Origin of the sequence: Kineothrix alysoides, assembly GCF_000732725.1 — a bacterium.
In the GTDB taxonomy this organism is placed as follows: domain Bacteria; phylum Bacillota; class Clostridia; order Lachnospirales; family Lachnospiraceae; genus Kineothrix; species Kineothrix alysoides.
In genome coordinates this window covers 1,689,389-1,714,630 of record NZ_JPNB01000001.1, presented here as the reverse complement: position 1 = coordinate 1,714,630, position 25,242 = coordinate 1,689,389, and the positions used below count along the sequence as shown (strand labels likewise).

General features: G+C 44.3%; 28 protein-coding genes. All 28 read left to right on the top strand.

Going from position 1 to position 25,242, the window contains the following annotated elements; translation table 11 throughout:
- Positions 1–40 precede the first annotated feature (40 nt).
- The 28 genes from fliE to CC90_RS0107970 all read left to right on the top strand — a co-directional run bounded on the left by fliE (position 41) and on the right by CC90_RS0107970 (position 25,242).
- The gene (fliE, locus tag CC90_RS0108110) at positions 41–364 is read left to right on the top strand and encodes a flagellar hook-basal body complex protein FliE (RefSeq protein ID WP_031390295.1); all 324 of its coding nucleotides are present in this window, start codon (positions 41–43) and stop codon (positions 362–364) included.
- A 39-nt stretch (positions 365–403) separates the two neighbouring features.
- Positions 404–2,002 (top strand): flagellar basal-body MS-ring/collar protein FliF, encoded by a 1,599-nt coding sequence (fliF, locus tag CC90_RS0108105; protein WP_031390294.1) that lies wholly within the window; start codon positions 404–406, stop codon positions 2,000–2,002.
- A 5-nt stretch (positions 2,003–2,007) separates the two neighbouring features.
- Complete coding sequence (gene fliG / locus CC90_RS0108100) at positions 2,008–3,024, top strand: flagellar motor switch protein FliG (RefSeq protein ID WP_031390293.1); 1,017 nt, start codon at positions 2,008–2,010, stop codon at positions 3,022–3,024.
- Positions 3,017–3,910, top strand: a complete 894-nt coding sequence (locus tag CC90_RS0108095) for a FliH/SctL family protein (protein ID WP_157837539.1) — start codon at positions 3,017–3,019, stop codon at positions 3,908–3,910. Before fliG ends, CC90_RS0108095 begins: the two co-directional genes overlap by 8 nt.
- 59 nt (positions 3,911–3,969) lie before the next feature.
- Positions 3,970–5,289 (top strand): flagellar protein export ATPase FliI, encoded by a 1,320-nt coding sequence (fliI, locus tag CC90_RS0108090; RefSeq protein WP_031390291.1) that lies wholly within the window; start codon positions 3,970–3,972, stop codon positions 5,287–5,289.
- A gap of 8 nt (positions 5,290–5,297) precedes the next feature.
- Complete coding sequence (fliJ, locus tag CC90_RS0108085) at positions 5,298–5,744, top strand: flagellar export protein FliJ (protein ID WP_031390290.1); 447 nt, start codon at positions 5,298–5,300, stop codon at positions 5,742–5,744.
- A gap of 4 nt (positions 5,745–5,748) precedes the next feature.
- Complete coding sequence (locus CC90_RS0108080; RefSeq protein WP_031390289.1) at positions 5,749–6,633, top strand: MotE family protein; 885 nt, start codon at positions 5,749–5,751, stop codon at positions 6,631–6,633.
- A 77-nt stretch (positions 6,634–6,710) separates the two neighbouring features.
- Complete coding sequence (locus tag CC90_RS0108075) at positions 6,711–8,126, top strand: flagellar hook-length control protein FliK (protein ID WP_031390288.1); 1,416 nt, start codon at positions 6,711–6,713, stop codon at positions 8,124–8,126.
- A gap of 82 nt (positions 8,127–8,208) precedes the next feature.
- Positions 8,209–8,904 carry a flagellar hook assembly protein FlgD gene (locus tag CC90_RS0108065; protein WP_051869329.1) on the top strand — a complete coding sequence of 232 codons (696 nt, stop codon included), beginning with the start codon at positions 8,209–8,211 and terminating at the stop codon, positions 8,902–8,904.
- Between the two features lie 66 nt (positions 8,905–8,970).
- Positions 8,971–9,375, top strand: coding sequence for a TIGR02530 family flagellar biosynthesis protein (locus CC90_RS0108060; RefSeq protein ID WP_031390286.1), 405 nt, complete (start codon positions 8,971–8,973; stop codon positions 9,373–9,375).
- A gap of 85 nt (positions 9,376–9,460) precedes the next feature.
- On the top strand, positions 9,461–11,065 hold the full coding sequence (locus tag CC90_RS0108055; RefSeq protein ID WP_031390285.1) for a flagellar hook protein FlgE: 1,605 nt from the start codon (positions 9,461–9,463) through the stop codon (positions 11,063–11,065).
- A 113-nt stretch (positions 11,066–11,178) separates the two neighbouring features.
- Positions 11,179–11,364 carry a flagellar FlbD family protein gene (locus tag CC90_RS0108050; protein WP_031390284.1) on the top strand — a complete coding sequence of 62 codons (186 nt, stop codon included), beginning with the start codon at positions 11,179–11,181 and terminating at the stop codon, positions 11,362–11,364.
- A 23-nt stretch (positions 11,365–11,387) separates the two neighbouring features.
- A complete protein-coding gene (locus CC90_RS0108045) occupies positions 11,388–12,185 on the top strand; it encodes a motility protein A (protein WP_031390283.1) in 798 nt (265 codons plus the stop codon).
- The gene (locus CC90_RS0108040; RefSeq protein ID WP_334291771.1) at positions 12,169–12,984 is read left to right on the top strand and encodes a flagellar motor protein MotB; all 816 of its coding nucleotides are present in this window, start codon (positions 12,169–12,171) and stop codon (positions 12,982–12,984) included. Before CC90_RS0108045 ends, CC90_RS0108040 begins: the two co-directional genes overlap by 17 nt.
- A 22-nt stretch (positions 12,985–13,006) precedes the next feature.
- Positions 13,007–13,525 (top strand): flagellar basal body-associated FliL family protein, encoded by a 519-nt coding sequence (locus CC90_RS0108035; RefSeq protein ID WP_031390281.1) that lies wholly within the window; start codon positions 13,007–13,009, stop codon positions 13,523–13,525.
- A 31-nt stretch (positions 13,526–13,556) separates the two neighbouring features.
- Positions 13,557–14,537 (top strand): flagellar motor switch protein FliM, encoded by a 981-nt coding sequence (gene fliM, locus CC90_RS0108030; protein WP_031390280.1) that lies wholly within the window; start codon positions 13,557–13,559, stop codon positions 14,535–14,537.
- Between the two features lies 1 nt (position 14,538).
- The gene (gene fliY / locus CC90_RS0108025; protein ID WP_031390279.1) at positions 14,539–15,720 is read left to right on the top strand and encodes a flagellar motor switch phosphatase FliY; all 1,182 of its coding nucleotides are present in this window, start codon (positions 14,539–14,541) and stop codon (positions 15,718–15,720) included.
- Positions 15,721–15,743: 23 nt separating this feature from the next.
- Positions 15,744–16,106 carry a response regulator gene (locus tag CC90_RS0108020; protein WP_031390278.1) on the top strand — a complete coding sequence of 121 codons (363 nt, stop codon included), beginning with the start codon at positions 15,744–15,746 and terminating at the stop codon, positions 16,104–16,106.
- A complete protein-coding gene (locus CC90_RS22230; RefSeq protein WP_031390277.1) occupies positions 16,106–16,483 on the top strand; it encodes a flagellar biosynthetic protein FliO in 378 nt (125 codons plus the stop codon). Before CC90_RS0108020 ends, CC90_RS22230 begins: the two co-directional genes overlap by 1 nt.
- A 9-nt stretch (positions 16,484–16,492) precedes the next feature.
- The gene (gene fliP / locus CC90_RS0108010; protein ID WP_031390276.1) at positions 16,493–17,365 is read left to right on the top strand and encodes a flagellar type III secretion system pore protein FliP; all 873 of its coding nucleotides are present in this window, start codon (positions 16,493–16,495) and stop codon (positions 17,363–17,365) included.
- Between the two features lie 27 nt (positions 17,366–17,392).
- Entirely contained in the window at positions 17,393–17,662 is a 270-nt protein-coding gene (fliQ, locus tag CC90_RS0108005) for a flagellar biosynthesis protein FliQ (protein WP_031390275.1), read from the top strand.
- Between the two features lie 4 nt (positions 17,663–17,666).
- The gene (locus tag CC90_RS0108000) at positions 17,667–18,449 is read left to right on the top strand and encodes a flagellar biosynthetic protein FliR (RefSeq protein WP_031390274.1); all 783 of its coding nucleotides are present in this window, start codon (positions 17,667–17,669) and stop codon (positions 18,447–18,449) included.
- On the top strand, positions 18,446–19,558 hold the full coding sequence (flhB, locus tag CC90_RS0107995; protein ID WP_330373203.1) for a flagellar biosynthesis protein FlhB: 1,113 nt from the start codon (positions 18,446–18,448) through the stop codon (positions 19,556–19,558). Before CC90_RS0108000 ends, flhB begins: the two co-directional genes overlap by 4 nt.
- Positions 19,559–19,578: 20 nt before the next feature.
- On the top strand, positions 19,579–21,615 hold the full coding sequence (gene flhA / locus CC90_RS0107990) for a flagellar biosynthesis protein FlhA (protein WP_031390272.1): 2,037 nt from the start codon (positions 19,579–19,581) through the stop codon (positions 21,613–21,615).
- Positions 21,612–22,826, top strand: a complete 1,215-nt coding sequence (gene flhF / locus CC90_RS0107985; protein WP_031390271.1) for a flagellar biosynthesis protein FlhF — start codon at positions 21,612–21,614, stop codon at positions 22,824–22,826. Before flhA ends, flhF begins: the two co-directional genes overlap by 4 nt.
- Positions 22,827–22,838: 12 nt before the next feature.
- Positions 22,839–23,714, top strand: coding sequence for a MinD/ParA family protein (locus CC90_RS0107980; RefSeq protein WP_031390270.1), 876 nt, complete (start codon positions 22,839–22,841; stop codon positions 23,712–23,714).
- 22 nt (positions 23,715–23,736) lie between these two features.
- Positions 23,737–24,486, top strand: coding sequence for a flagellar brake protein (locus tag CC90_RS0107975; RefSeq protein ID WP_031390269.1), 750 nt, complete (start codon positions 23,737–23,739; stop codon positions 24,484–24,486).
- Between the two features lie 156 nt (positions 24,487–24,642).
- Positions 24,643–25,242, top strand: coding sequence for a CheB methylesterase domain-containing protein (locus CC90_RS0107970; RefSeq protein WP_051869328.1), 600 nt, complete (start codon positions 24,643–24,645; stop codon positions 25,240–25,242).

Sequence of the window (25,242 nt, the reverse complement as noted above, 5' to 3'; positions counted from 1 at the left end):
TAGGGTCTGGAAATAAATTTCTTAACAATGGAGGGAAAAAATGGATATCGCATCCTTATATAATGTTACATCGGGCGCCGTAAAACAGGCGGCAGAAAGCAGTGCAATAGGAAAATTAGCTCTTCAGCCGGTAGATACTTCTTTTGACAGTATTCTTACTAAGGCGATGGAGAATATCAATACCACGAATAGTTATTTGTCAGGTGCAGAAAACGAGGAAATCAAGTGGGCGCTGGGAGAGACCCAGAACACACATGATCTCACGGTAGCTCTTGGTAAGGCTTCGACCGCATTACAGTATACGGTGGCAGTCCGTGACAAGCTGTTAGACGCTTACAAAGAGATTATGCAAATACAAATCTGAAAAATCTGATAGAAATACATCAGATAAGGAGACTTTAACATGGCAGATAAGGTGAAAGAACTTTTAGATAAAGTTCTTGAGTGGTGGAATAAATTTACCGCGAAACAAAAAACGATTATTATTTCGGCGTCGGCCGGAATTATCTTGATTATAGCAATTTTGATAGCATTTCTTACGAGACCTCAGTATGTATTGTTACTTAACTGCGAGACGACAAAAGAAGCGGCGGAAGTGACCGAGCTTTTAGATGGCGGCAGCATCAATTATCAGGTATCCGACGATGGATATCAGATTGAAGTCTTGAAATCGCAGCAGTCGGACGCTAACCTTCTGCTGGGGGCCAACGACATTCAGTCCGCAGCATACAGCATCGACAATGTAACGAGCGGAGGTTTCAGCACTACCGAATCCGATAAGCAGAAGAAGTATCAGCTTTATATGGAGACGAGGCTTGAAAAGGAATTTATAGAGAAGTTCTCCGCAATTAAAAGCGCCAGCGTGGAGCTTTCCATACCGGAAAACGATGGAACTCTCATTTCCACTGAGGAGGAAGCTTTTGCCAGTATTTTGCTCCAACTGAATGGAGAGTTTACCACAGATAATGCGGCATATTTAGCGAGAGCAGTAGCGACTGCGATAGGAAATACCACGACTAATAACGTGGTTATTCTCGATACGGAAGGAAATATGCTGTTTTCGGGAGACGATAATTATACGACATCGGGTCTGGCGAATTCCCAGCTCAATGTGAAGACGCAGGCGGAAAGCCTCGTGAAGAATGAAGTGAAGAGAGTGTTGCTTGGGACCAAAGAATTTGACAATATCGAGGTTGCAAGCAATTTAGTGTTGGATTTTTCAACTACGGACACTACTGAACATACCTATACTCCGGCGGATGGACAGACGCAGGGCGTGTTAAGTCATGAGGATGTTTACAGTTCCGATTCCACCAATTCCAATGGTGGTGTGCCGGGAACCGATTCCAATGACCAGACGACCTATGTAATGACGGACAATGCCAACAGTAGTTCTACCGTAACGGAGGAGTCCAGAGATTATCTCCCTAATGAAACGATTACCAATGCGAGTACCCCTGCGGGCCGTATCGATTATGACGCGTCCTCCGTTTCGGTTACAGGAATCGTTTATAATGTAGTGCGCGAAGATGATGCCAAGAGTCAGGGACTCTTGGACGGAATTTCATGGGGTGAATACAAGGCGGCCAATACTGGAAGGACAAAAGTGGATGTGGAAGCGGAGATGTACAATGTGGTGGCGAATGCTACCGGTATCAACGCGGACGCGATTACGATTGTAGCTTATAGCGAGAATGTATTTTTTGACAGCGAAGGCCTTAATGTGACAGCTACCGATGTGATTCAGATTTTGCTGGTTGTTGTAATTCTTGCCCTTCTTGCTTTCGTAATACTTAGAAGCATGCGTGGAGAGAAAGAAAGAGACGTGGAGGAGGAGCTTTCCGTGGAATCTCTGCTTCAATCCACTCCGATTGTAGAACTTGAGAGCATCTTACCGGAAAATGAATCAGAGACGAGAAAGATGATCGACAGATTTGTGAACGAGAATCCGGAAGCGGCGGCCAGTCTGCTTAGAAACTGGCTGAATGAAGACTGGGGGTAAAGGGAATGTCCAGAACTGGGGATGAAAAAATAGCGGGGCTTCAGAAAGCGGCCATTTTGCTGATTGCGCTGGGACCGGAACGTTCGGCGATGATATTTAAGCATTTGAAGGAAGAAGAAATAGAAGAGTTAACTTTGGAAATTGCGAATACGAGAAGTATTACACCACAATTAAAGGAAGAAATATTAGACGAGTTTTATCAGGTTTGTCTCGCCCAGCAGTATATTGCAGAAGGCGGTATCGGCTATGCGAAGGAACTTTTGGAAAAAGCGCTGGGCTCAGAAAAGGCGATGGATGTTATCAGCAAGCTGACTGCATCCTTGCAAGTTAAGCCCTTCGAGTTCATTAGAAAGACGGATGCGTCGCAGCTTCTTAACTTTATTCAGGACGAGCATCCGCAGACAATCGCGCTTATCATGTCCTATTTGTCGTCAGCACAGTCTGCACTCATCATATCGGCATTACCTCCGGACAGGCAGGCGGATGTGGCAAGGCGTATTGCGGTAATGGACAGAACCAGTCCCGATGTAATAAAAGAGGTGGAAAAAGTGCTGGAATCCAAGCTTGCATCTTTGGTAAATCAAGATTACACGATTATCGGCGGCGTAGATGCGGTCGTAGACATTTTGAATACGGTAGACCGCGGTACGGAAAAGCATATTATGGAGACTTTGGAAATCGAAGAGCCGGAGCTTGCAGACGAAATCAGAAAGAAGATGTTCGTGTTCGAGGATATCTTGCTGCTTGATGACAGAGCGATTCAGAGGGTATTGCGCGACGTGGACAATAATGACCTTGCAATTGCGCTCAAAGGCTCTAACGAGCAGGTGCAGAATACGATATTTAATAATATGTCCAAGCGTCTTTCTGTTATGATTAAAGAAGATATGGAATTCATGGGACCTATACGTATGAAGGATGTGGAAGAGGCTCAGCAGAAGATTGTTAATATCATAAGAAAACTGGAAGATTCGGCGGAAATTGTTATCTCCAGAGGCGGAGGTGATGAGATTATTGTCTAAGAATATTTATAAATTCAATCAGATTACCGTACACAACGATGATGCTTTGAAGATAGATAATAATGAAAAGGTCGCGAAGAAAATAGAGTATCTGGAAGGGCTGATGCTTAAAGAAGCAAAGAGCGAAGATGATACGGATACGCTGGACGGATTTTCGTCGGGCCTGAATGCGGGACAAGTGGATGCTTTGCTTACAGACGATGAGGGCGGTTCTGTGATAAAAGCAGCCCAGCCGGAAGATACGGAAGGGAAAGATACAGGAGAGTTCTTGATGGTAGCGTCCGCGCAGGTCAAGGAGATGCTGGAGGAGGCGCGTAGCGAAGCGGAGGACATTAAGTCCGAAGTACTGGCCCAGGCGCAGCAGGAAAGCGAGGAACTGAAACAGCGGGCATTCGAGGAAGGAAAAGCGAGAGGCTACGACGCCGGTTATAATGAGGGCGTGGTAAAAATCGAAGCTCAGAGAAAGATGCTGGAAGAGGAAAGAATCAGTCTGGAAAAGGATTATCAGGAACTGGTAAAGGCGCTGGAACCGAGATTCATAGAAAATCTAACCGATATTTATGAGAAAATATTTAAAGTGGACTTGGCGAAAGAGCGGGATATTATCGTACATTTGATATCTGCTGCAATGCACAAGATAGATGGAAGCAGCAATTATTTGATTCATGTTTCTAAGGAAGATTATTCTTATGTCAGCATGAAGAAAGAAGAACTGTTGGCCAGTGCAGTGTCTCCCAGTGCTTCCGTAGAGATTGTGGAAGACGTAACGCTTTGTCCAAACGAATGCATGATAGAGACAGATGGAGGCATATTCGACTGCGGATTAGGGACGCAGTTGGAGGAACTTTCCCAGAAACTCAGGCTTCTGTCATATACGAAGGAATAGTAATAAGGGCATTTCGCATTGCCAATGGGAGTAGTAAATACATATGAGGTGGGCCGATATTGAGAGCAGCGATTGATTTTATAAAATATGAAAAACTAATAGAAGGCACCTACTACAAGATGAAGGGGAAAGTGGTAAACATCGTCGGTCTGACGATTGAGTCGTTAGGGCCGGATGCGAAGCTCGGAGATATCTGCCGGATTTATCCCGATACGGGAGCGGATGCGAAGCCAGCGATGGCGGAAGTAGTAGGATTTAAGGATAAGAAGACACTTTTGATGCCTTACGAGTCGATGGAAGGCATCGGTTTCGGAAGCATGGTGGAGAATACAGGAACTCCTCTGACGATACAAGTGAGCGAGGAACTCTTGGGACAGACACTGGATGGCTTGGGAAGACCGGTTTCGGAGGGTGCAACCGTGAGCGGACATACCTATTCTGTAGAAGCGCCGCCGCCGGATCCACTTAGCCGCGATATTATTGACGATGTTCTTCCTTTGGGAGTAAAAGCGGTAGATGGACTTCTGACCATTGGAAAAGGGCAGAGAGTTGGTATATTCGCCGGTTCGGGAGTGGGTAAGTCCACATTGCTGGGCATGTTCGCGAGGAATACGAAAGCGGATATCAACGTCATCGCGTTGATTGGAGAGCGGGGGCGCGAGGTCCGCGAATTTATAGAGAGAGATTTGGGTCCGGAAGGCATGAAGCGTTCCATCGTAGTGGTGGCGACCTCGGACAAACCGGCCCTAGAACGTAATAAAGCTGCTAAGACGGCTACCGCTATTGCGGAATATTTCAGGGATCAGGGGAAGGATGTCTTACTTATGATGGATTCCCTTACCCGTTTTTCCATGGCGCAGAGGGAAATCGGTCTTGCCAGCGGCGAACCGCCCGTTTCGAGGGGATATCCGCCCAGCGTATATTCTGAGATGCCGAAGCTTTTGGAGCGCGCAGGACGTTCTAAGAAAGGTTCCATAACGGGGCTGTATACGGTACTCGTAGACGGCGATGATTTCAATGAACCGATTACGGATACGGCGAGAAGTATTCTGGATGGGCATATCATGCTCAGCAGAAAGCTGGCGCATCGGAATCACTATCCGGCAATCGACGTTTTGCAGAGCATATCCCGTTGCATGAGTCAGATTGCAGATCGTGAGCATAAGCAGACGGCAGGCAAGCTGAAGAATGTGCTTGCTACATATAATGAGGCAGAGGATTTAATCAATATAGGCGCTTATAAGAACGGCAGCAACGCTAATATCGATTATGCCATTGAAAAGATCGAGGCGGTAAATTCGTTTTTGATACAGGCGGTGGAGGAAAAATACAGTTTCGAAGAATCCGTAAGAAATATGGAGGATTTATTTAAAGATTAGAGGGTTTTATGTCGAAATTTATATATAGGATGCAAAGTATTCTAAATCTGAAATACAAGCTGGAAGAGCAGGTGAAAATGGAATTTGCCGCTGCCAGAATGCGTTTGGATGAAGAGGAGGAAAAGTTAAGATGTCTCTTTGAAAGAAAAGCGTCCTATGAAGAAGAAGGCCGTAGGCTTAGGGGACACAATTTAAACGTACAGGATATTCTGGACAATAAGAATGCTATTTTGCAGATGGGCGATTATATAGTAAATCAGAAAATCGAAGTGCGCCGGGCAGAAGATGAACTGGAACGGAAGAGGCAAAAGCTTCAGGAGATCATGCAGGAGCGCAAGGTGCAGGAGAAACTGCGGGAAAAGGCCTTTGAGGAATTTATGAAGGAGGAAAACTCCGCAGAAAGCAAGGAAGTAGACGAACTGACCAGTTATACATATGGGCGGAGAAGAAGGTGAGAAAATGCCAAATACAGAGGTTATTACAGATATAGACCAAATCACGGATAAAGAGAAGCTGGCAGAAGAAAAAAAGCGTCTCAAGTCAGAGCAGAAGGAGCAGAAGAGGGAAGCGAAAAGGCGGGCCAAGGAGCTTTATCTTCAGGAGGCTCAGTTGGATGATGATAGTGGGACCAGCGGCGTATCGGTTTTTCTTGTTACGACGCTCATTGTAGTTGTGTGGATTGCTATTCTCTGTTTATTGGTGAAGCTGGATGTAGGCGGTTTCGGGTCCAGCGTACTTACCCCTGTTTTGAAGAATGTACCAGTAATCAATAAGATTCTCCCGTCGACGGATGAGGTTACGGATATAACGACAGAAACGGGAGAGGACTATGGCGGATATAAAAGTCTTGAGGAAGCGGTCAAATATATTAAGGAGTTGGAGTTGGAGTTGCAGAGTGCACAGTCAGCGCAGTCCACAAGCTCGGAAGAGGTTGCTAACCTAAAGGCAGAGGTCGAAAGATTAAAGACCTTCGAAAACAATCAGGTGGAGTTCCAGCGAATCAAGACAGAATTCTATGAAGAAGTAGTGTATGCGGAAAACGGGCCGGGAGCTGAGGAATACAAGAAATATTACGAAAGCATCGACCCCGCTACGGCAGAATATCTTTACAAGCAGGTAGTACAGCAGGTAGAGGAAAGTAACGATGTCAAGGAATACGCGCAGGCGTATTCAGAGATGAAACCCAAGGAGGCTGCCACTATTTTTGAGTCGATGACCGACAATCTCGGATTGGCATCGAGAATCCTTTCCGTGATGAGCGCGCAGGACAGAGGAAAGATTTTAGGGGTGATGGATCCGGCTACTGCGGCACGCATTACCAAGATTATGGATCCGGAGTCTTAACGGCGATATATAAGGCGGGAAACCGCATTTATATATAAATTATTATTAAAATTTAATAAGAAAGGAGGTAGAACACGATGAGCACACCGGTAAAAGGCATCAATCCGTTGATGAATTATGCATCTACGAAGCAGACTGGAAATACGCAAGGCAATCTAGCGGGAAATTTTTCGGATACTTTCAGCAAAGCGTCAGGACAGGCGGACATACAGAATACGTCCCTATCCAACGATAATTCGGTGAAAAGCTCTCAGGTAAAGGTGAGTCACACCGATAAGAGAGGCTTGGACACTAAGGATAACAGCGCTAAAACGAAGGTAGAGAATGTACAGAACGCCGATGTGGACAAGACCACGGAAGACGTAGTGTGTAAGGCGGGAGAGGAACTGGTCAATGAGATTTCGCAGGAATTGGGCATCTCGTTGGAGGAAGTAGAAGCCGCTATGGAGACCTTGGGGCTGACCATGGCAGATTTGCTGAATCCCGATAACCTGACACAACTGGTGCTAACGCTTAAGGACGCAGACATGCTGACGGTAATGACAGACGAAGGACTTTATAATTCTCTCAAGAACCTTTTGGGGAAGGTAAACGAAACGGTTAATGCATTACAGGAGCAGACGGGTTTGACGCCCGAGGAAATTGCAGCAATTTTAGAGCAGGCGATTCCTAAGGAAGAAGTTCCCAAAGCGGGCGATTATGTGAAATTGTCAGGAGCGGAAGACACGGAAGCAGTGCCGGAAGAGCAAAAAGATTATACGGTAACCGTAGAGCGCGATGGCGAAGTGGTGGAAATCAGTGTAAAGGCAGAGGGAAACAGTAAGGAAGAAAGTCCGGAATTGGTTTCTAAGAAGGCAGAGGTACCGGAGGAAGAAAAGGCAGAAAGTCCTAAAAAAGATTCTTCACAGAAGGATTCTTCATCCCACGGAAGCAATACGTACAATAATGTACTATTAGAAAGTCTGTTGAACCGAAATAATACTACGGCGACTGCGGATGCGGTATTCGAAGGCACCATGTCGGGTCAGACAGCAAATACCCAGGACATCATGAATCAGATTATGGATTACATGAAGATTCAGATAAAAACGGACATGACCCAGATGGAAATACAGCTTCATCCCGCAAGTCTCGGTACGGTCAACATCAATATTACGTCTAAGGACGGCGTAATTACCGCACAGTTCTTGACACAGAATGAAACGGTGAAGGCGGCAATCGAGAGCCAGATAGTACAGCTTCGGAATAACTTCGAGGAGCAGGGACTGAAAGTGGAAGCGGTAGAGGTTACTGTAGAAAGTCATCAGTTTGAGAGAAATTTAAACGGCGACGGAAACGGTCAGGAGCAGGCGCAGGAGGGAAAGAAGAAGGGTGTTAGAAAGATTAACCTGAATGAGTTGAATCCCGAAAGCGAAGCAGAACTGAACGAAGAAGAACAAATTGCTGTAGCGATGATGACGGCGGATGGAAGTACTGTTGATTTCACTGCGTAGTTTTATGTATGAAGAACTTAATCAGTAATAATTTTCAGGCTAATATGAAAAGTAAGGAAAATCCTTACGGAAAGGAGAATGTATGTCAGTAACAGCAAAAATTGAAGACGGGAAAGTAGTACAAAGTGCGTCAGCCACTTCTTTGGCGAATAGTACTGTAAAAGATAAATCAACGCTTGACAAAGATGCTTTTTTGGGGTTGCTTGTAGCACAAATGAAATATCAGGACCCGCTTGAGCCTACCTCAAATACGGAATTCGTTGCACAATATGCACAATTCTCTTCTTTGGAACAGATGCAGAATATGAGCGCTACGTTAGAATTATCAAGAGCTTCTACATTGGTAGGACAAATAGTAAGCGTTAATACGAAAAACAGCAGTGGTCAGACGACTCAGATTCAAGGTAAGGTAGATTATATTATTTACGAGAATAACAAAGCTTATGTTTCCATAGGAGATGCCCTTTATTCATTGAATGATGTATATGGCGTTGCCGATCAGGAATATTTGAAGGCTTATGACTTGGCGACGAATTTCATGGTTAAAATGGCTAAATTACCTTCATCCAAGGAAAAATTGACGCTGGATAACAAGACCGCGATTGATGAGCTGAATGAAATCTACAATGGAATGTCAGATTACCAGAAGTCCTTTATTTCGTCCGCTACTGTAACGACGCTGAAAGGTTATACCGAGCGTATTGCAGAGCTGGTTAAGGAGCAGGAAGCAAATAATGCAGCTTCAAATAACGGTGGAGATAGTGACGGCGGCAATTAGAACTTTGTGGTTAGTCGGACTGGCCTTAGATACCAAGGATGGGAAAAGCTCAAGGAGGAGAAGATTATGAAGATTCAAAATAATCAATTCCTTTCCATAGAACAGCTACAGGCAAAATATTTTACTCAAGCGGAGCAAAGCCGTAAAATCGCGGGAGAGAGCGGAGTCTCTTTTTCGGATTTATTGAACAAGACTGCGAAAGCGGCTGAGAGCGCAGGGGAAGTAAAGTTTTCCAAACATGCGGCAAATCGTCTGGCAGAGCGCAACATAGAGCTCACGGATAACCAGAAGGAGAGGCTGCAGGAAGGAACGATGAAAGCGGGCTTGAAAGGAATTCATGAATCTCTGGTGCTTGTCGACCAGTTGGCCTTTATCGTAAATGTTCCTAACAATACGGTAGTAACAGCCATGAAACAGACAGAAACAGATGAAAATGTATTTACCAACATCGATGGCGCAGTAATTATGTAGGCCGGACCTTACAAGGGGGCTGCCGTTCCGGAATGACAGAAGGAACGAGGCGGTATCGAGCGGTAAAAAAAGGAGGTCATTCATTATGATGAGATCATTGTACGCTGGTGTGGCAGGACTTAGAACGCACCAGACAAAGATGGACGTTATCGGTAACAATATCGCTAACGTTAATACAACAGCTTATAAATCACAGTCTGTAACATTCAGGGATTTGATGTATCAGACGACACAATCAGCATCCGGTGCCAATGCAACAACGGGTGTAGGCGGTACGAATGCGAAGCAGATCGGTCTCGGTGTAGTTACAGGAGCGATCAATACTGCTATTACGCAGCAAGGCTCCGCGCAGACGACAAATAATCCGTTTGATATAATGATAACGGGCGACGCTTTTTTTGTAGTTAACAACGGAACTCAAAACTTCTTTACGCGGGATGGTTCCTTCTATGTGGACGGGGCGGGAAATCTTGCAATGACCAGCACCGGCTACAATCTTATGGGATGGGCGGTAAACAAGGAAAGCGGTGAACTGGAGACTTCCGTATCAAAGCTCCAGATTATGAATGCGGACAACATGAGTTATCCGGCAGCATCGACCACTAATGGAAGAATGACGGGTATCATCGACAAGAACGATACAAAGATAAACAGTTCTTCCGGCAGTGTTATGAACTTCGAGTTTTACAGTGCATCAGGATATAAATATACAGCAAAGTTCAGTGTTCATTCCACGACAGCAGATAGTCAATATTACATAGCGCTGGAGGACGTTTTGGATTCTAACGGAGTTAGCATTGGCGATACGAAGTTGGCTGAGATAGCGTTTGGTGAAGCTTTGAAGGTGGATATATCATCGTCGTATTCGCCGAAAAATAAAGTAACTATCACTTATAACGATCCCGATGCTCCGACTCATATAACGGTAGAAGATTTAAGCGGCAATAAACTGACAAATTTTGAAATTGGTCCGCATGATGTTCCATTGAGCACTGCTGAGACAGATGCAATTAAAGCCCTTTATGGTTTAGATCTAGCAGGTGCAGATTCCAATGTTAATAGGATATCTATAGCGGCGGATGGAACTCTTACAGTTCTCAATAAGACGGTTAATAATGCGGCAAAACTTAATTATGATGCTGGAAACGGCAAGTTTGCAAGTGCGGGTGGCAGTGGTAATGGAAAGCTGAATTTAACTTTTGGTAGCCTTGAAGGTTTTTCTACAATTAGTCTCGATTTTTCCTCCACGCAGGCCGTAAATAACAATGGTTCCAGTACGATTACGATGACGAGCGGGGATTCCGAAGGTCTGGGTGCTGGACGTAAAACAGGCGATATGATCGCTATTTCCATAGGAAAGGACGGTAAGATTATCGCTTCCTATGATAACGGACAGAGCAAGCTGCTCGGACAAATAGCAGTCGCAGAATTTGCGAATCCTTCCGGTCTGGCGAAGGAAGGCGATAACCTTTATTCCGCTACGGCGAACTCCGGTGAGTTTAGCGGTCAGGGCGTGGATATCACGGCCAACGGCGGCTACATGCAGACCGGCGTTCTCGAGATGAGTAACGTAGACCTGTCCCAGGAGTTTACGGAAATGATCACGACGCAGAGAGGATTCCAGGCAAACAGCCGAATTATTACAGTTTCGGATACGATGTTAGAAGAATTGACAAACCTTAAGCGTTAGTAATATAATGTAAAGGAACACAACATAATGGGGAACTTGAAACCGAGTTCCCCGTCATCTTGTAGGACTATGGGCAGGAGGGGCTTTAAAGTCCGAAAGAGGAGAGGGTAAAAATGATAGAGGTTACGAAGATAAACGGAGCAAAAATATTGATCAATCCGGATTTAATCGAACTGGTGGAGGAGACACCAGATACAGTCGTTTCATTTACTACAGGCCGTAAAATAATTGTAAAAGAAAGTAGACAAGACGTGAAAAATCTAGTAAAATCGTATAGAAAGGATATTTTTGCGGATTGACGCGGAAATCAAGGGAATGATTCGTGGATATAGCATCAATATTAGGTCTTGTTCTATGTGGCATTGTGTTTATATTTGGTATTTTGACTAGTGGGGGAATATCAGCAATTGGCAGCTATTGGGACATTCCTTCCGTTTTTATTACTTTTGGTGGTTCATTGTGCTGCGTGTTAGCATCGTATTCGTTGCATAATTTTACGGAAGGAATAAAGAGTTTCCGGTTGGTGCTAAGGACGCCGGACAACAATACTCCTGAGACGATCAGGCAGATTATTGAACTGTCTAATATAGCCCGCAAGGAAGGGCTCCTCTCACTGGAGGAGAGGGCGGCAAGCCTGGACGATGAATTTTTGAAGAAGGGTATTCTTCTCATCGTAGACGGCACTGATCAGGAATTGGTTCGTGCCATAATGGATACGGAACTTGCCAGCATAGAGGAAAGACACAAGACAAAAATTGGATTTTGGGATGCTCTTGGAGCGATGGGACCTGCGTGGGGTATGATTGGAACCCTTGTCGGCCTGGTGGATATGCTCAACCGGATGGACGATCCGTCAGCAATTGGTCCCGGAATGGCAACTGCGCTTATTACGACCTTATACGGTTCGCTTTTAGCCAACTGGATATGTACGCCGGTTGCGAGCAAATTAAGAGAAAACAACGCGGAAGAGGTTCGGCTGAAGGAAATTATGATAGAAGGACTTCTCTCCATTCAGGCGGGTGAGAACCCGCGGGTTATAGAAGAGAAATTGAAATCGTTCCTGTCTCCGAGGGATAAAGAAAGCTGGAGCAGCGAAAGCGGAGGTGAACCGATTGGCTAGGCGTAGGAAAGAAGAAGCGCCAAAGGGTTCTCCAGGATGGATAGCTACATTCGGCGACCTTATGAATTTGCTTTTGTGCTTTTTCGTTTTACTTTTTTCGATGTCCTCGGTGGATGCACAGAAGTTCGACTTGATGGCGGCATCGTTCAGTCAGGCTTTCAGCATATTTGACGGAGGTGCATCGGCGGTAGGAGACGGTATTCTAATCAGTAATGGTGTTAGCCAGCTTAACGAGCTGGATCAATACATAAACAGTACCGGAAAGACAGAAGAGGGCGACGCTGTTCCGGATTCTCTCAACGAAGCTGAGAGGAAGCTTGAAGAAGCCAAGTTAAAGGAATCGGAGGAACTTTCCGAAAAGGTGGAGGAGGCAGTTGCCGAACAAAGCCTTAGCGATGTGATTGATGTTGAATTCACCTCTCAATACGTGCAGCTTACTCTTCAGGGATCTTTGTTGTTCGATTCAGGAAGCACCGTACTTAAGGAAGAATCCTTACCGGTATTAGACAAGATAGGCATTATGCTGGAACGTTATGCACAGAGCACGATAGAGGTAGAAGGACATACGGACAATGTTCCAATGTCGGGATCAAAGTATTCCAATAACGATGAATTGAGCAGCGGAAGGGCGCTCTCGGTATTCAATTACCTAATTGAACATGCGGATCTTGACCCTGCAATTATTAAACATTCCGGTCGCGGAGAATATGTTCCGATAGCGGACAATTCCACGGCACAGGGCCGGGCACTGAACAGAAGGGTAGAAATAAGAATTTACAATTCGCTAAGTTCCTATTAAACGAGCGGGAGGAAGTTTTAAAATGAAGAATAATTTATTGTCTGTACTGATACTCGGTTTGCTGATCGTGAATATTGTATTAACATCTATTATGATGTTCAGCGTAACCGGCGCTTCGAAGAAGACAACAGAACTTGTGACGGATATCGCATCGGTACTTCGTTTAGAATTAGGAGAAGCAGGAGGTGCGGGAACCGTTCCTTTGTCACAGACAGAAGTGTATAATATCTCTGAACCTATGACGGTTACTCTGAAAAGTAGTGAGGATGGAAGCACCCACTATTGTCTGGCATCTGTAGCACTTTCCCTGAATACGAAGGCAGATGGATATAAAGATTATGGAAGCTCTGAAAGTATGGCGACTTACGAGCCGCTTATTACGAGTGAGATTATAGACATAATTGGAAGCTATACGATGGATGAGCTTATGACGAGCGATACGCAGAATGAAGCCAAGCAGGAAATTTTAAGAAGAATTCAGCGTATGTTCGATTCGAAATTTGTTTATAATGTTTCGTTTAGTGACATTAAGTTCCAATAATCTGCTAAGAAATAGGCAGGAGGTGACTTGAGTGGGTGAGGTACTGTCACAAAACGAAATCGACAATTTACTCGCGGCATTAAGTACGGGTGAGTTGGATGTAGACGAGATGCAGGAGCATGGTGAGAAGCAAGTGAAGAACTATGACTTCAAACGCCCTGCGAAGTTTTCCAAGGAGCATTTAAGAACCTTGGAAATTATACATGAGCATTATGGAAGATTGATATCTACGAACTTACCGGTTTATTTGCGTAAGAATATACAAGTCAGCGTGGCGAGTTCGGAAGCGGTTACTTTTTCGGAATTTTCAAATGCGCTGTCCAATCCGGTTATTCTGGGAATCGTGAATTTTGCACCGTTACCCGGAAATATCATCGTAGAATTGTCCTGTAACCTGGGATTTGCTATGATAGACAGAATGCTGGGGGGACCGGGAGGTGCATTGGAGAAAAACAGAGATTTTTCTGAAATAGAGATGACTATTATCGAGAAGCTTATGATAGTCTGCATGCAGCTCATGCGGGAACCGTGGAGAAATGTCGTGGATGTGAATCCATTGATGGAAAGAATTGAGACAAATTCGCAGTTCGCTCAGGTCATCGCACCCAGCGATATGATAGCGATTGTTACTTTAAATATGAAAATCGGCGATGTAGAGGGGTTGATGAATATATGTCTTCCTTATTTCACGCTGGAAGATGTCATGGACAAGCTGAATACGAAGTATTGGTATTCCACCATGCAGGAAAAGAACGACGAGCATTATGAAGAATACATCGAGGCGCTGATTCGAAGAGTCGATATTCCTGTGAAAGCGATTCTGGGAAGAAGCAGTGTTTTGGTCAATGATTTTGTTAATCTACAGCCGGGCGATATTATCAGGCTGGATAAAAGGGTCGACAATGAACTTAGCGTTTATGTCGGAAATATAAAGAAATTCACCGCGTTACCGGGCTCCAGCAAAGATAAATATGCGGTAAGAGTCACCTCGGTAATCAGAGAGGGGGAATAACATGGATGGAATGTTATCTCAAGACGAAATAAATGCGTTATTGAACGGAATGGACCTATCGGAGGAAGATGGAGGAGGGGAATCGTCGGCTTCGGGCGCATCAGCCGCCGTTATAGACGAAAGCTTACTTTCCGAAGTGGAAAAGGATGCCATTGGAGAAATCGCCAATATCAGCATGGGATCGTCGGCAACGACATTGTATTCTTTGGTCAATCGAAAAGTTAATATTACAACTCCCCGAGTGACATTATCCAATTGGTCGAATATGACGGGAGACTATGAGAAGCCTTGTGTATTTATTCAGATAAGGTACACATCGGGTCTGGAAGGTTCCAATATCTTAGTGCTCAAGGAGCACGATGTTAAGATCATTACCGATCTTATGATGGGCGGTGACGGAACGAACACGGATGGAGAGCTGGGAGAGATGCATCTTAGTGCGATTTCCGAAGCGATGAACCAGATGATGGGATCGGCGGCCACTTCTCTTTCTACGATGCTCGGAACGATGATCGATATCAGCCCCCCGGATGCCAGTCTGGTCGACTTAAATGCATTTAAGTCGGGCGGCGATATTGCCTCTTTTTTGGACGGCGCATTTGTGAAGATTTCCTTCAGAATGCAAATTGGAGATTTGGTAGACAGCATAATCATGCAGTTATATCCAGTCGATTTTGCGAAGACGTTATATGAGACTTTCATAAATAACCAAATGGAAAATTCACAGCCTGCATCTGCATCGGTTTCAGTATCGGAACCGCAGCAGATACAGAATATATCGCCGCAGACACAGAATATACCGCCGCAGATGGCAGCAATAGGAGGCAATGGAATGCAGCAGATGGCAATGATGGGGATGCCGCAAGTGGCTATGCCGCAGATGCAGAATATGAATGTTCAGCCTGCACAGTTCCAGAATTTTACAACCGATTACAGCGGGCTTCAAAGTAATGAAAATATCGGACTGATAATGGATGTACCGCTAGAGGTAACTGTAGAACTGGGCAGAACGAGTAAATCGATATCTGAAATTTTAGATTTCGCTCCGGGTACAATTATTGAACTCGACAAGATTGCCGGAGAACCGATAGATGTTTTGGTAAATGGCAAATTTGTAGCAAAAGGTGAAGTTGTGGTAATCGAAGAAAGCTTCGGTATCCGAGTAACAGAAATTATTAAATAAGAAGAAAAATAGGAGAAAGAGATATGGCAAAGAACATTTTAATTTGCGACGATGCAGCATTCATGCGTATGATGATTAAAGATATCCTTACGAAAAACGGATATAACGTTGCGGGTGAAGCGGAAAACGGAGTGAAGGCAGTGGAGAAGTATGGCGAATTGAATCCCGACCTTGTCCTTATGGATATTACCATGCCGGAAATGGACGGAATCATGGCATTGAAGAAAATTAAAGAAGCAGATCCTTCCGCTCTCGTAATCATGTGCTCTGCAATGGGTCAGCAGGCGATGGTTATAGAATCCATTCAGGCAGGAGCAAAGGACTTTATCGTTAAGCCTTTCCAAGCGGACCGCGTTTTGGAGGCTGTTAAGAAAGTAGTTGGATAATGATGCTGCTTACCGTATCGAGTAGTATGAATTCGTATTTGCAGTTTTTGACAGTACTCATTATATTTGTTTTTGTACTCGCAGTCACATGGTTTTTTACCAGATGGATGGCCAACCTGCAGAAGGGAAGGACGTACGGAGCGAATATAGAGGTTATAGAGACATATAAAATTACTGCAAATAAATATATCCAGATAATAAAGACCGGAGATAAGTATCTTGCCATAGGAATAGGTAAGGATACGATTACGATGCTTGCAGAGATACCCGCCGAGCAAATTCATTTATCGGATAAAACGGGAGATGCTATGCCCGATTTCAAGAAGATATTTGAAAAAGCGAAGATTATGGATAAAGACCGAAAAAATGAAGAATAGGCGAGATATATGAGAACGATTTTTTCCGGAAGAAGGATGATAAAAATAATATGCCTGCTGTTTTCGGTGGGCATATTATTGTGTGTGGTCAGACCGGTTTCGGCTTATGCGGCGGATACAAGGGAATCGAACCTGACAGGCACCACTGATGAGAGAACAAACATCAGTAATCCGGGCGACGCAAAGACACCGGAGGATTTAAAGGAACTTAATATAGCAAATACCGTAACCCTCACCTATGATGACGGAAACGGACAATTAAACGGCAGCCTGAGAATTCTCTTGACGCTTACCTTGATTGCGCTTGCACCAACATTAATTATAATGCTCACCTCGTTTACCAGAATTATTATTGTTCTGCATTTTACGAGGGCGGCTTTGAATACCCAAACAGCGCCTCCGAATCAGGTGTTGATTGGGTTAGCTTTGTTTTTGACTTTTTTCATTATGCAGCCTACCTTGACTAAGGTATATGAGGAGGCGGTAGTGCCCTTTGAAGCAGGAGAAATGGATCAGGCTGAGGCCTTGGAGGTCGGCATGCAGCCTTTCAGGAATTTCATGTACGGGCAGACTCTTTCGAAGGATGTAAGGCTGTTTATGGATATAAGCAATACGCAGTGGCAGGGAGACTTGGCAAGCATTCCTACCAGCGTTCTGATTCCCAGCTTTATTATCAGCGAGCTTCGGACAGCGTTTATTATAGGATTTTTGATTTATATTCCATTTATTGTTATAGATATGGTCGTGGCTTCTACGCTTATGAGTATGGGTATGATGATGTTGCCGCCCACCACGATATCCATGCCTTTCAAGATACTTTTGTTCGTGTTGGCAGATGGCTGGAATCTGATTATAGGAAGCCTTGTGAAGACCTTTTATTAAATGACAAAAGCGAAAGGGAGTTAATGTATGACAATTGATGACATAACCGCGATTTCTTCGACCGCATTATATTTGATCATAAAGACATCTTCTCCTGTTTTGCTCGTGTCGCTTATCGTAGGTTTGATTATCAGCATTTTTCAGACCGTTACGTCGATTCAGGAGCAGACGCTTACCTTTGTGCCGAAAATCATCTGCGTATTTTTATCCCTTATGATACTTGGGCATTGGATGATGAACGGTATGTCGGAGTTCATGGTAAGTCTGTGGTCTGATTTCAGCGTCTATATAAGGTAGCATTATGATTGATTATGCTTTTACATATGCAAGTCTTGAATATTTTTTATTGATTTTTACCAGAGTGACCTGCTTTGTCTTCATCGCACCGTTTTTCAGCATGAATAATACGCCGAGGCAGGTAAGAGTGGGGCTCAGCTTTTTCGTATCACTGCTCGTTTTTTTTGTATTGGCACCTTCCGAGCCGCTTCAATACGACACGTGGCTAGGCTACACGGTAATTGTCATGAAGGAGGCTCTGACGGGCTTTATTATCGGGTTTGGGGCCAATTTGTGCAACTCCATCGTATCCTTTGCAGGACACATTATCGATATGGAGACAGGATTGGCCATGGTTACGATCATGGATCCCACGACAAAGGAATCTACAAGTATTTCCGGTGTTTTCTATCAATATATGATAACTCTTATGCTCATTGTAAGCGGGATGTATCAATATCTGTTAAAGGCTTTAGTGGATACCTTTACGCTTATACCGATAAACGGTGCCGTATTCAGAACGGATTCCCTGGTGGTGTCGGTGGTACGTTTTATGAGCGATTATATTATTATAGGCTTTCGTATCTGCCTTCCGATATTTTTGGTTATGGTAATGCTGAATGTCATTCTCGGCATATTGGCGAAGGTATCGCCTCAGCTCAATATGTTTGCCGTCGGTATCCAGATTAAGATTTTAGTAGGTCTGTCGGTGCTGTTTTTAACGGCAGGAATGCTGCCCGTAGCATCTAATTTTATTTTTGAACAGATGAAAAAAATTGTAGTGTCATTTGTAGAGGGATTGATGTGATTTTACAGTATAATCTCCAGTTTTTTGCGAAAGACGGTCCGGGTGGAGAAAAAACGGAGCCCGCTACCGAGAAGAAGTTAAGAGATGCCAGAAAAGAAGGCCAAGTGGCTAAGAGCAAAGAAGTGGGCAATGCCTTTGGACTTCTTGCCTTGTTTTTAGTACTGAAGTTTTATGTAGGAAGTATGGGTAACAGCTTTCTGGAGGTTTTTTATGGCATTTACGGACAAATACCGAGTCTGATAAAGAATTACAACGGCGAGGTTCCGGTTACCAGCCTGCGTGCCGTATTCAACAATATGGTTCTTGAGATGATTCTTATAATGGGTCCGGTACTTATCATAGGATTACTGGTAGCATTCATCTGCGATGTGGCGCAGGTAAAGTGGCGCCCCACAGGAAAGACGCTGAAGCCTAAGCTCAGTAAGCTGAATCCCTTGAAGGGATTTAAGAAGATCATTTCCAAGGATTCCTTGATGGAACTGGTAAAATCGGTGCTTAAGGTAGGATTGATCATATATGTGGCGTATTCTTATTTGAAGGACAAGTACGACTACATTTTTCTGCTATATGATATTCCGTTAAATCAGGCTATATTGCTTATCGGAGAATTGGTCATCGATTTGGGAATACGGGTTTCTGTCGTTTATATACTCATAGGAGTTCTGGACTTCGCGTATCAGAAACATAAATTTAAAGAAGATATGAAGATGACGAAGCAGGAAATTAAGGATGAGTATAAGGATCAGGAGGGTGATCCTAAGATTAAGGGAAAGCAAAGGCAGCGCATGAGGGAGGCTTCTCAGCGCCGTATGATGCAGCAATTGCCCGAGGCAGATGTGGTAATTACTAACCCTACCCACTACGCAGTGGCAATCAAATATGACCCCGACAAATATGAGGCTCCGCTTGTCATAGCAAAAGGTGAGGATTATCTCGCGCAGAAGATTAAGGATGCGGCCAAGGAGCACCATATAGAAATTGTAGAAAATAAGCCCCTTGCCAGAATGCTGTATGCGAATGTAGATGTGGGCGAGCTGATACCGCCGGAGCTGTATCAGGCAGTGGCAGAGGTGCTTGCATTCGTATATCATTTGAAGGGAAAGTCGTAAGAAGAGAGGAGGAGTAAGGTATGAAAAAAGCGGATATAAGCATTGCTTTATTTGTGGTGTCTGCGTTCGTTATGTTTATCGTGCCTATTCCGGCGTGGCTGCTCGATATTTTTCTTGCTTTTAATATAGCGTTGGCATTTACTATTTTATTCGGTTGTATGTTTGTAAAAGAGGTATTGGATTTGTCATTTTTTCCTACGATGTTACTGTTTACGACCATATTCAGAATCGCGCTCAATATATCTGCTACAAAGCTGATATTATCTTCTGGCGATCCGGGTAATGTTATTGTAGTATTTGGTAATTTCGTAGGCGGGGGCGACCTTGTGATTGGTGTTATCATATTTATTATTTTGATTCTCATTCAGTTTATGGTTATCAATAAGGGGTCCGAAAGAGTTGCGGAGGTAACAGCGAGGTTTACGCTGGATGCTATGCCCGGTAAACAGATGGCAATCGATGCGGACCTCAATACAGGTGCGATTACGGATGTGGAAGCAAAGAGAAGGCGCGATAAGATTCAGGAGGAAGCGAGCTTCTTCGGCTCTATGGACGGTGCGGTGAAGTACGTTAAAGGAGATGCGATAGCCGGACTTATCATTACTGTAATCAATATTGTGGGTGGTATTGCAATGGGAGTACTTCGCCAAGGGATGGACGTTGGAGGAGCGATAGACAAGTATACGATCCTTACCATCGGTGACGGTCTCGTCAGCCAGATTCCTTCGTTACTCATTTCGCTTTCCACGGGTATTCTCGTGACGAAGGGCTCCAAGGATGCCGATTTCGGTTCGGTGCTCATTCGCCAGTTGTTCGGTGTGCCGAAGGTATTGTATTTTGTAGGAATCATTTTAGCGCTGTTAGGCGTTGTTACTCCATTGAACGACATTCTTTTCATTATGATGGGATTAGTATTTATCGTAAGCGGAAGAGTAATGGCAGGAACTATCGAGACCGCGAAGATAGAGGCGGAAGTGGATTTGGACGAAATGGCGGCAGAGGAGATCAGACAGCCGGAGAATGTGAGCAGCCTTTTACAGGTGGATCCTATCGAGTTGGAGTTCGGCTACGGCATTATCCCTCTTGCGGATGTGAATCAGGGAGGCGATTTATTAGACCGCGTTGTTATGATAAGAAGGCAGATCGCGCTGGAGCTTGGTACCGTTGTACCGATTATCCGTTTGCGGGACAATATACAGTTGAACCCGAACCAATATATTATTAAGATAAAAGGGGTTCAGGTAAGTGAGGGAGAGATTTTGTTCGACCACTACATGGCCATGAATCCGGGGTATGTGGAGGAGGAAATTACAGGAATCCCTACCTTCGAACCGTCCTTCCATCTGCCGGCGATTTGGATTACCGAGGGGCAGAGGGAGAGAGCAGAGAGTCTGGGCTATACGGTGGTAGATCCGCCATCCATTATTGCGACGCATTTAACGGAGGTCATAAGACAGTATATTTCGGAGCTGCTCACGAGACAGGACGTACAGAACTTGGTCAACAACATGAAAGAAACGAATCCTTCCCTGGTGGAGGAACTTGTTCCAAAGCAACTTGGTGTCGGCGAGATCCAGAAGGTATTGCAGAATATGTTAAAGGAAGGAATCTCTATTCGGGATTTGCTTACCATTTTCGAGACGCTGGCGGATTATGCATCGACCACGAGGGATACGGATATTTTGACGGAATACGTAAGGCAAAGCTTAAAGAGGGCTATTTCCAGCAAGTATTTTCCTGCTAATGAGACGACTAGCGTAGTGACTATGGACCCGAAGCTGGAGCAGGAGATTATGAACAGTGTAAAGCAGACGGAGCAGGGAGCATATCTCACTCTTGATCCGGAAAAGACGAAGACGGTCATCAAGTCGGTAGGAGATGAAGTGCAGAAACTAGAGAATTTGGGCAAGAATCCTATTATCATCACGTCGCCTATCGTACGCATGTATTTTAAAAGGCTGACGGAGGATTATTACAGAGACTTGATAGTCGTTTCTTATAATGAAATCGAATCGAATGTAGAATTACAATCTGTTGGGATGGTGACGATAGCATGATAATTAAAAAATTCCAAGGAAAAACAGAAAACGAGGCCGTAGAAGCGGCAAAACGGGAACTGGGTAAAAATATTGTTATAATGAATGTGAAGGGTGTGAAAAAGAAAGGTTTTTTCCGCTTTTTCCGTTCGGATATGATAGAGGTAACGGTTGCTCTCGAGGAGGAAAACGAGAGATATTATCCTTTGAAGAAAGAAGAAAAAAAGGAACCGGCAAGTCCGTCGAAGGTGGTTTATCCGTCTCCGTATAACGAAGCGCAGATTTCCAGGTCTCTCATTATCGAGAATCTGGATGAGGAAAAGAGAGAGAATACTTTGTTGGAGGAGAAACTGGACAATCTTCATATTCTTTTGGAGCAGCAGCTTCAGCGGCCGGATAGTGAAAAGGAAGAGGAAGAAGGGGAAGTTCATAGCGAACTGGAGAAATTCACCAAGATTTTATACAATACTATGTTAGATAATGAAGTAAGCGAGAAGAACGCGAATCAAATCATAGACGAGATAGAAAAAAGTGTGAAGCCGAACATGCCATTTGATTATGCTCTTTCCAGTATCTACCAAAAAATGATTCTTAAGTTTGGTAAGCCAATGAGTATAACTCCTCCGGAAAATGGAGTGAAGGTGATTTTCTTTGTAGGTCCTACCGGAGTGGGGAAGACCACTACCATAGCGAAGATTGCTTCCAAATTCATTGTGGATGATAAGAAAAAGGTGGCGCTCTTAACCGCAGATACGTACCGCATTGCTGCGGCGGAACAGCTTCGTACCTATGCTAATATCTTAGAAGTTCCATTCCGGGTGATTTATGCTCCGGAGGAAGTCGGACAGGTTTTGAAGGATTTTGCGGGATATGACTATATTTTTGTAGATACCTCAGGACATTCCTATCAGAACGAGGAACAGAAGGCCAATACCAACGATCTGATTCATTCGGTGGATGGTTTGGCAGAAAAAGAAGTCTTTCTCGTGCTCAGTGCTACGACGAAGTACCGTGATATGATTCATATCGTCGATTCCTATTCACAGGTTACAGATTACAGGCTGATATTCACAAAGCTGGACGAGACTTCTGCCATGGGTAATCTGTTGAATATCAAGCTGCATACGGGAGCGTCATTATCTTATGTTACTTGTGGGCAGAATGTGCCGGATGACATAGAAGAGTTCAATCCCCAGAAGACTGTAAAAAAATTACTCGGCGGACAAAATTAGGAGGATAGGATTATGGATCAGGCTGAACAGTTAAGGAATATTATTAAGGCCAACAGTCATCCACAAAGACCTTTGGCCCGTGTCATCACAGTTACCAGCGGAAAAGGGGGAGTCGGTAAATCCAATACGTCCATTAATTTAGCAATTCAGTTCCGTAAAATGGGACAGAAGGTGATTATACTCGATGCGGATTTTGGGCTTGCGAATATCGAAATAATGTTTGGAACGGTGCCGAAGCACAATTTGAGCGATTTGATATATCAGGGGAAAAATATCAAGGAAATCATTACGTGGGGACCGATGGAGGTAGGATTCATTTCCGGCGGTTCAGGAGTTGCTGCATTGTCTAACGTTACGAAGGATAATCTGTCTTATATTATTCAGAATCTTGCGGAGTTGGACTCTCTTGCGGATACGATTATCATCGATACGGGAGCGGGTATCTCCGATGCGGTAATGGAATTTCTTGTGGCGAGCCAGGAGATTTTACTTGTTACCACTCCGGAGCCTACTTCCATCACGGATTCCTATTCGTTGTTGAAGGCGCTTTGCAGACATCCTGATTTCTCAAAGGAGGAAACGAAGGTCCGGATGATTGCCAACAGAGTGTGGAAAAGCGGAGAGGGAGAGAATCTTTATAATAAATTGTATTCCGTTGTAAAGAATTATCTCAAGACTCCTATGGAATACTTAGGAGAGATACCGGAGGACGGACAGCTTTCCAAAGCGGTAATGCAACAAAAGCCTGTGTCTTTGGAAAGCCCGGGTGCGAAATCGGCATTAGCCTATGAGGCGATAGCGGCGAAGCTGATGAATAAGGAAATGGATAAGAATACAGGCAGACGGGGAATGGCGGCAATTTTTTCTCATATATTAAGAAAGAGATAAATAGATAAAGAGATGGTGAATCATGGCTGATGGAATATTATCGAAATATGTGATACCGGGGAGTAGAGTTGATATAAGGGAGATACGAAAGAAGAAAGGGAAGGAAGACGGGGACGAGACTCGGATTTATCAAAGTCATGTTTATGACGTTCTTTCAGAAGACCGGATAGAGGTTGTAATGCCCATGGAAAAAACAAAGATTATCCTGCTTTCGATAGGCAGTGAATTTGATTTGTTTTTCTATTTGACGGATAGCATTTACCGATGCCGTGCGAAGGTAGTAGACAGAGATAAGAAGAACAGCACTTATCTTTTGACTATGGATTTGATCAGCAATTTAAGAAGGGACCAGAGGCGGGAATATTTTAGGTTTAGTTGCGCACTGGAGATGAATTCCAGAGTTCTTGAGAAGGACGAGTTACAGGCTTTGGAAAAGAATGAGATGAAGGAAGAATTTATCACTAGGCGGCTGCCTCTTGGGAAAAGCGTCATCGTTGATATCAGCGGGGGCGGTATGCGCTTTGTGGCAGATTTCAAATATGAATTAGGCAGCGTATTGCTTTGCAAATATCAGTTGGATACAGAAACAGGGACCAAGGTGTATGAACTGTTTGGAAAGGTTCTCAGCATAAAAGAGGTGGAAAACCGCCATGGGGTATTCGAGCACCGGGTCCAGTATATAAATATTGATAAGGAAGTAAGGGAAGAAATCATCCGATTTATTTTCGGTGAAGAAAGAAAAAATTTGCGAAAGAAAGGCGAAAACCTATAGATTCGGGCAGTTTTTTGTAATTTGGCATAAAATACCGAAAAATGTTGATTGATAATGACTTTGCACTCATGAGAAGGGCGGTCTGTGATATAATCAATGTAGGTAAAAGATTCCAAGTGAAAAGCAGAGCCGAAAAGGATAGTGGAGCTTATGAACATGAGTATAAGTCAGGTGCCGGGCGGTAAGGTCGTGGCGATTGCCAGTTCTACCGGCGGACCGAAAGCTTTACAGGCAGTGATTACCAAGTTGCCGGCAAAGTTGAACGCTCCGATAGTTATCGTACAGCATATGCCGCCGGGATTTACGGCATCTTTGGCGGAACGGTTAAACACGTTGAGTGAACTGAGCGTAAAGGAAGCAAAAGAAGGAGATGTGCTGACGGCAGGAAGTGTTTATATTGCCAAAGGGGGAAAACATCTGAACATCCGTTATTCGGGGAACCGTCATGTGGTATATTACACCGACGAACCGAATAGGGAGGGTGTAAAGCCGTGTGCTAACTATATGTATGAATCTCTGTCAGAAAGCCGGTATGGCGAAATAGTATGCGTAGTTATGACGGGGATGGGCGCTGATGGAACAAAGGGAATCACTTATCTGAAAAAACAAAAGAAAACACATGTCATTGCGCAGGAGGAAGAGAGCTGTGCGGTATACGGAATGCCTAAGAACATAGTGAATGCCGGGCTTTCTAATCAAATAGTTCCTCTTGAACGCATTGCACAGGAAATAATCACGAACGTGGGGGTAATGTAA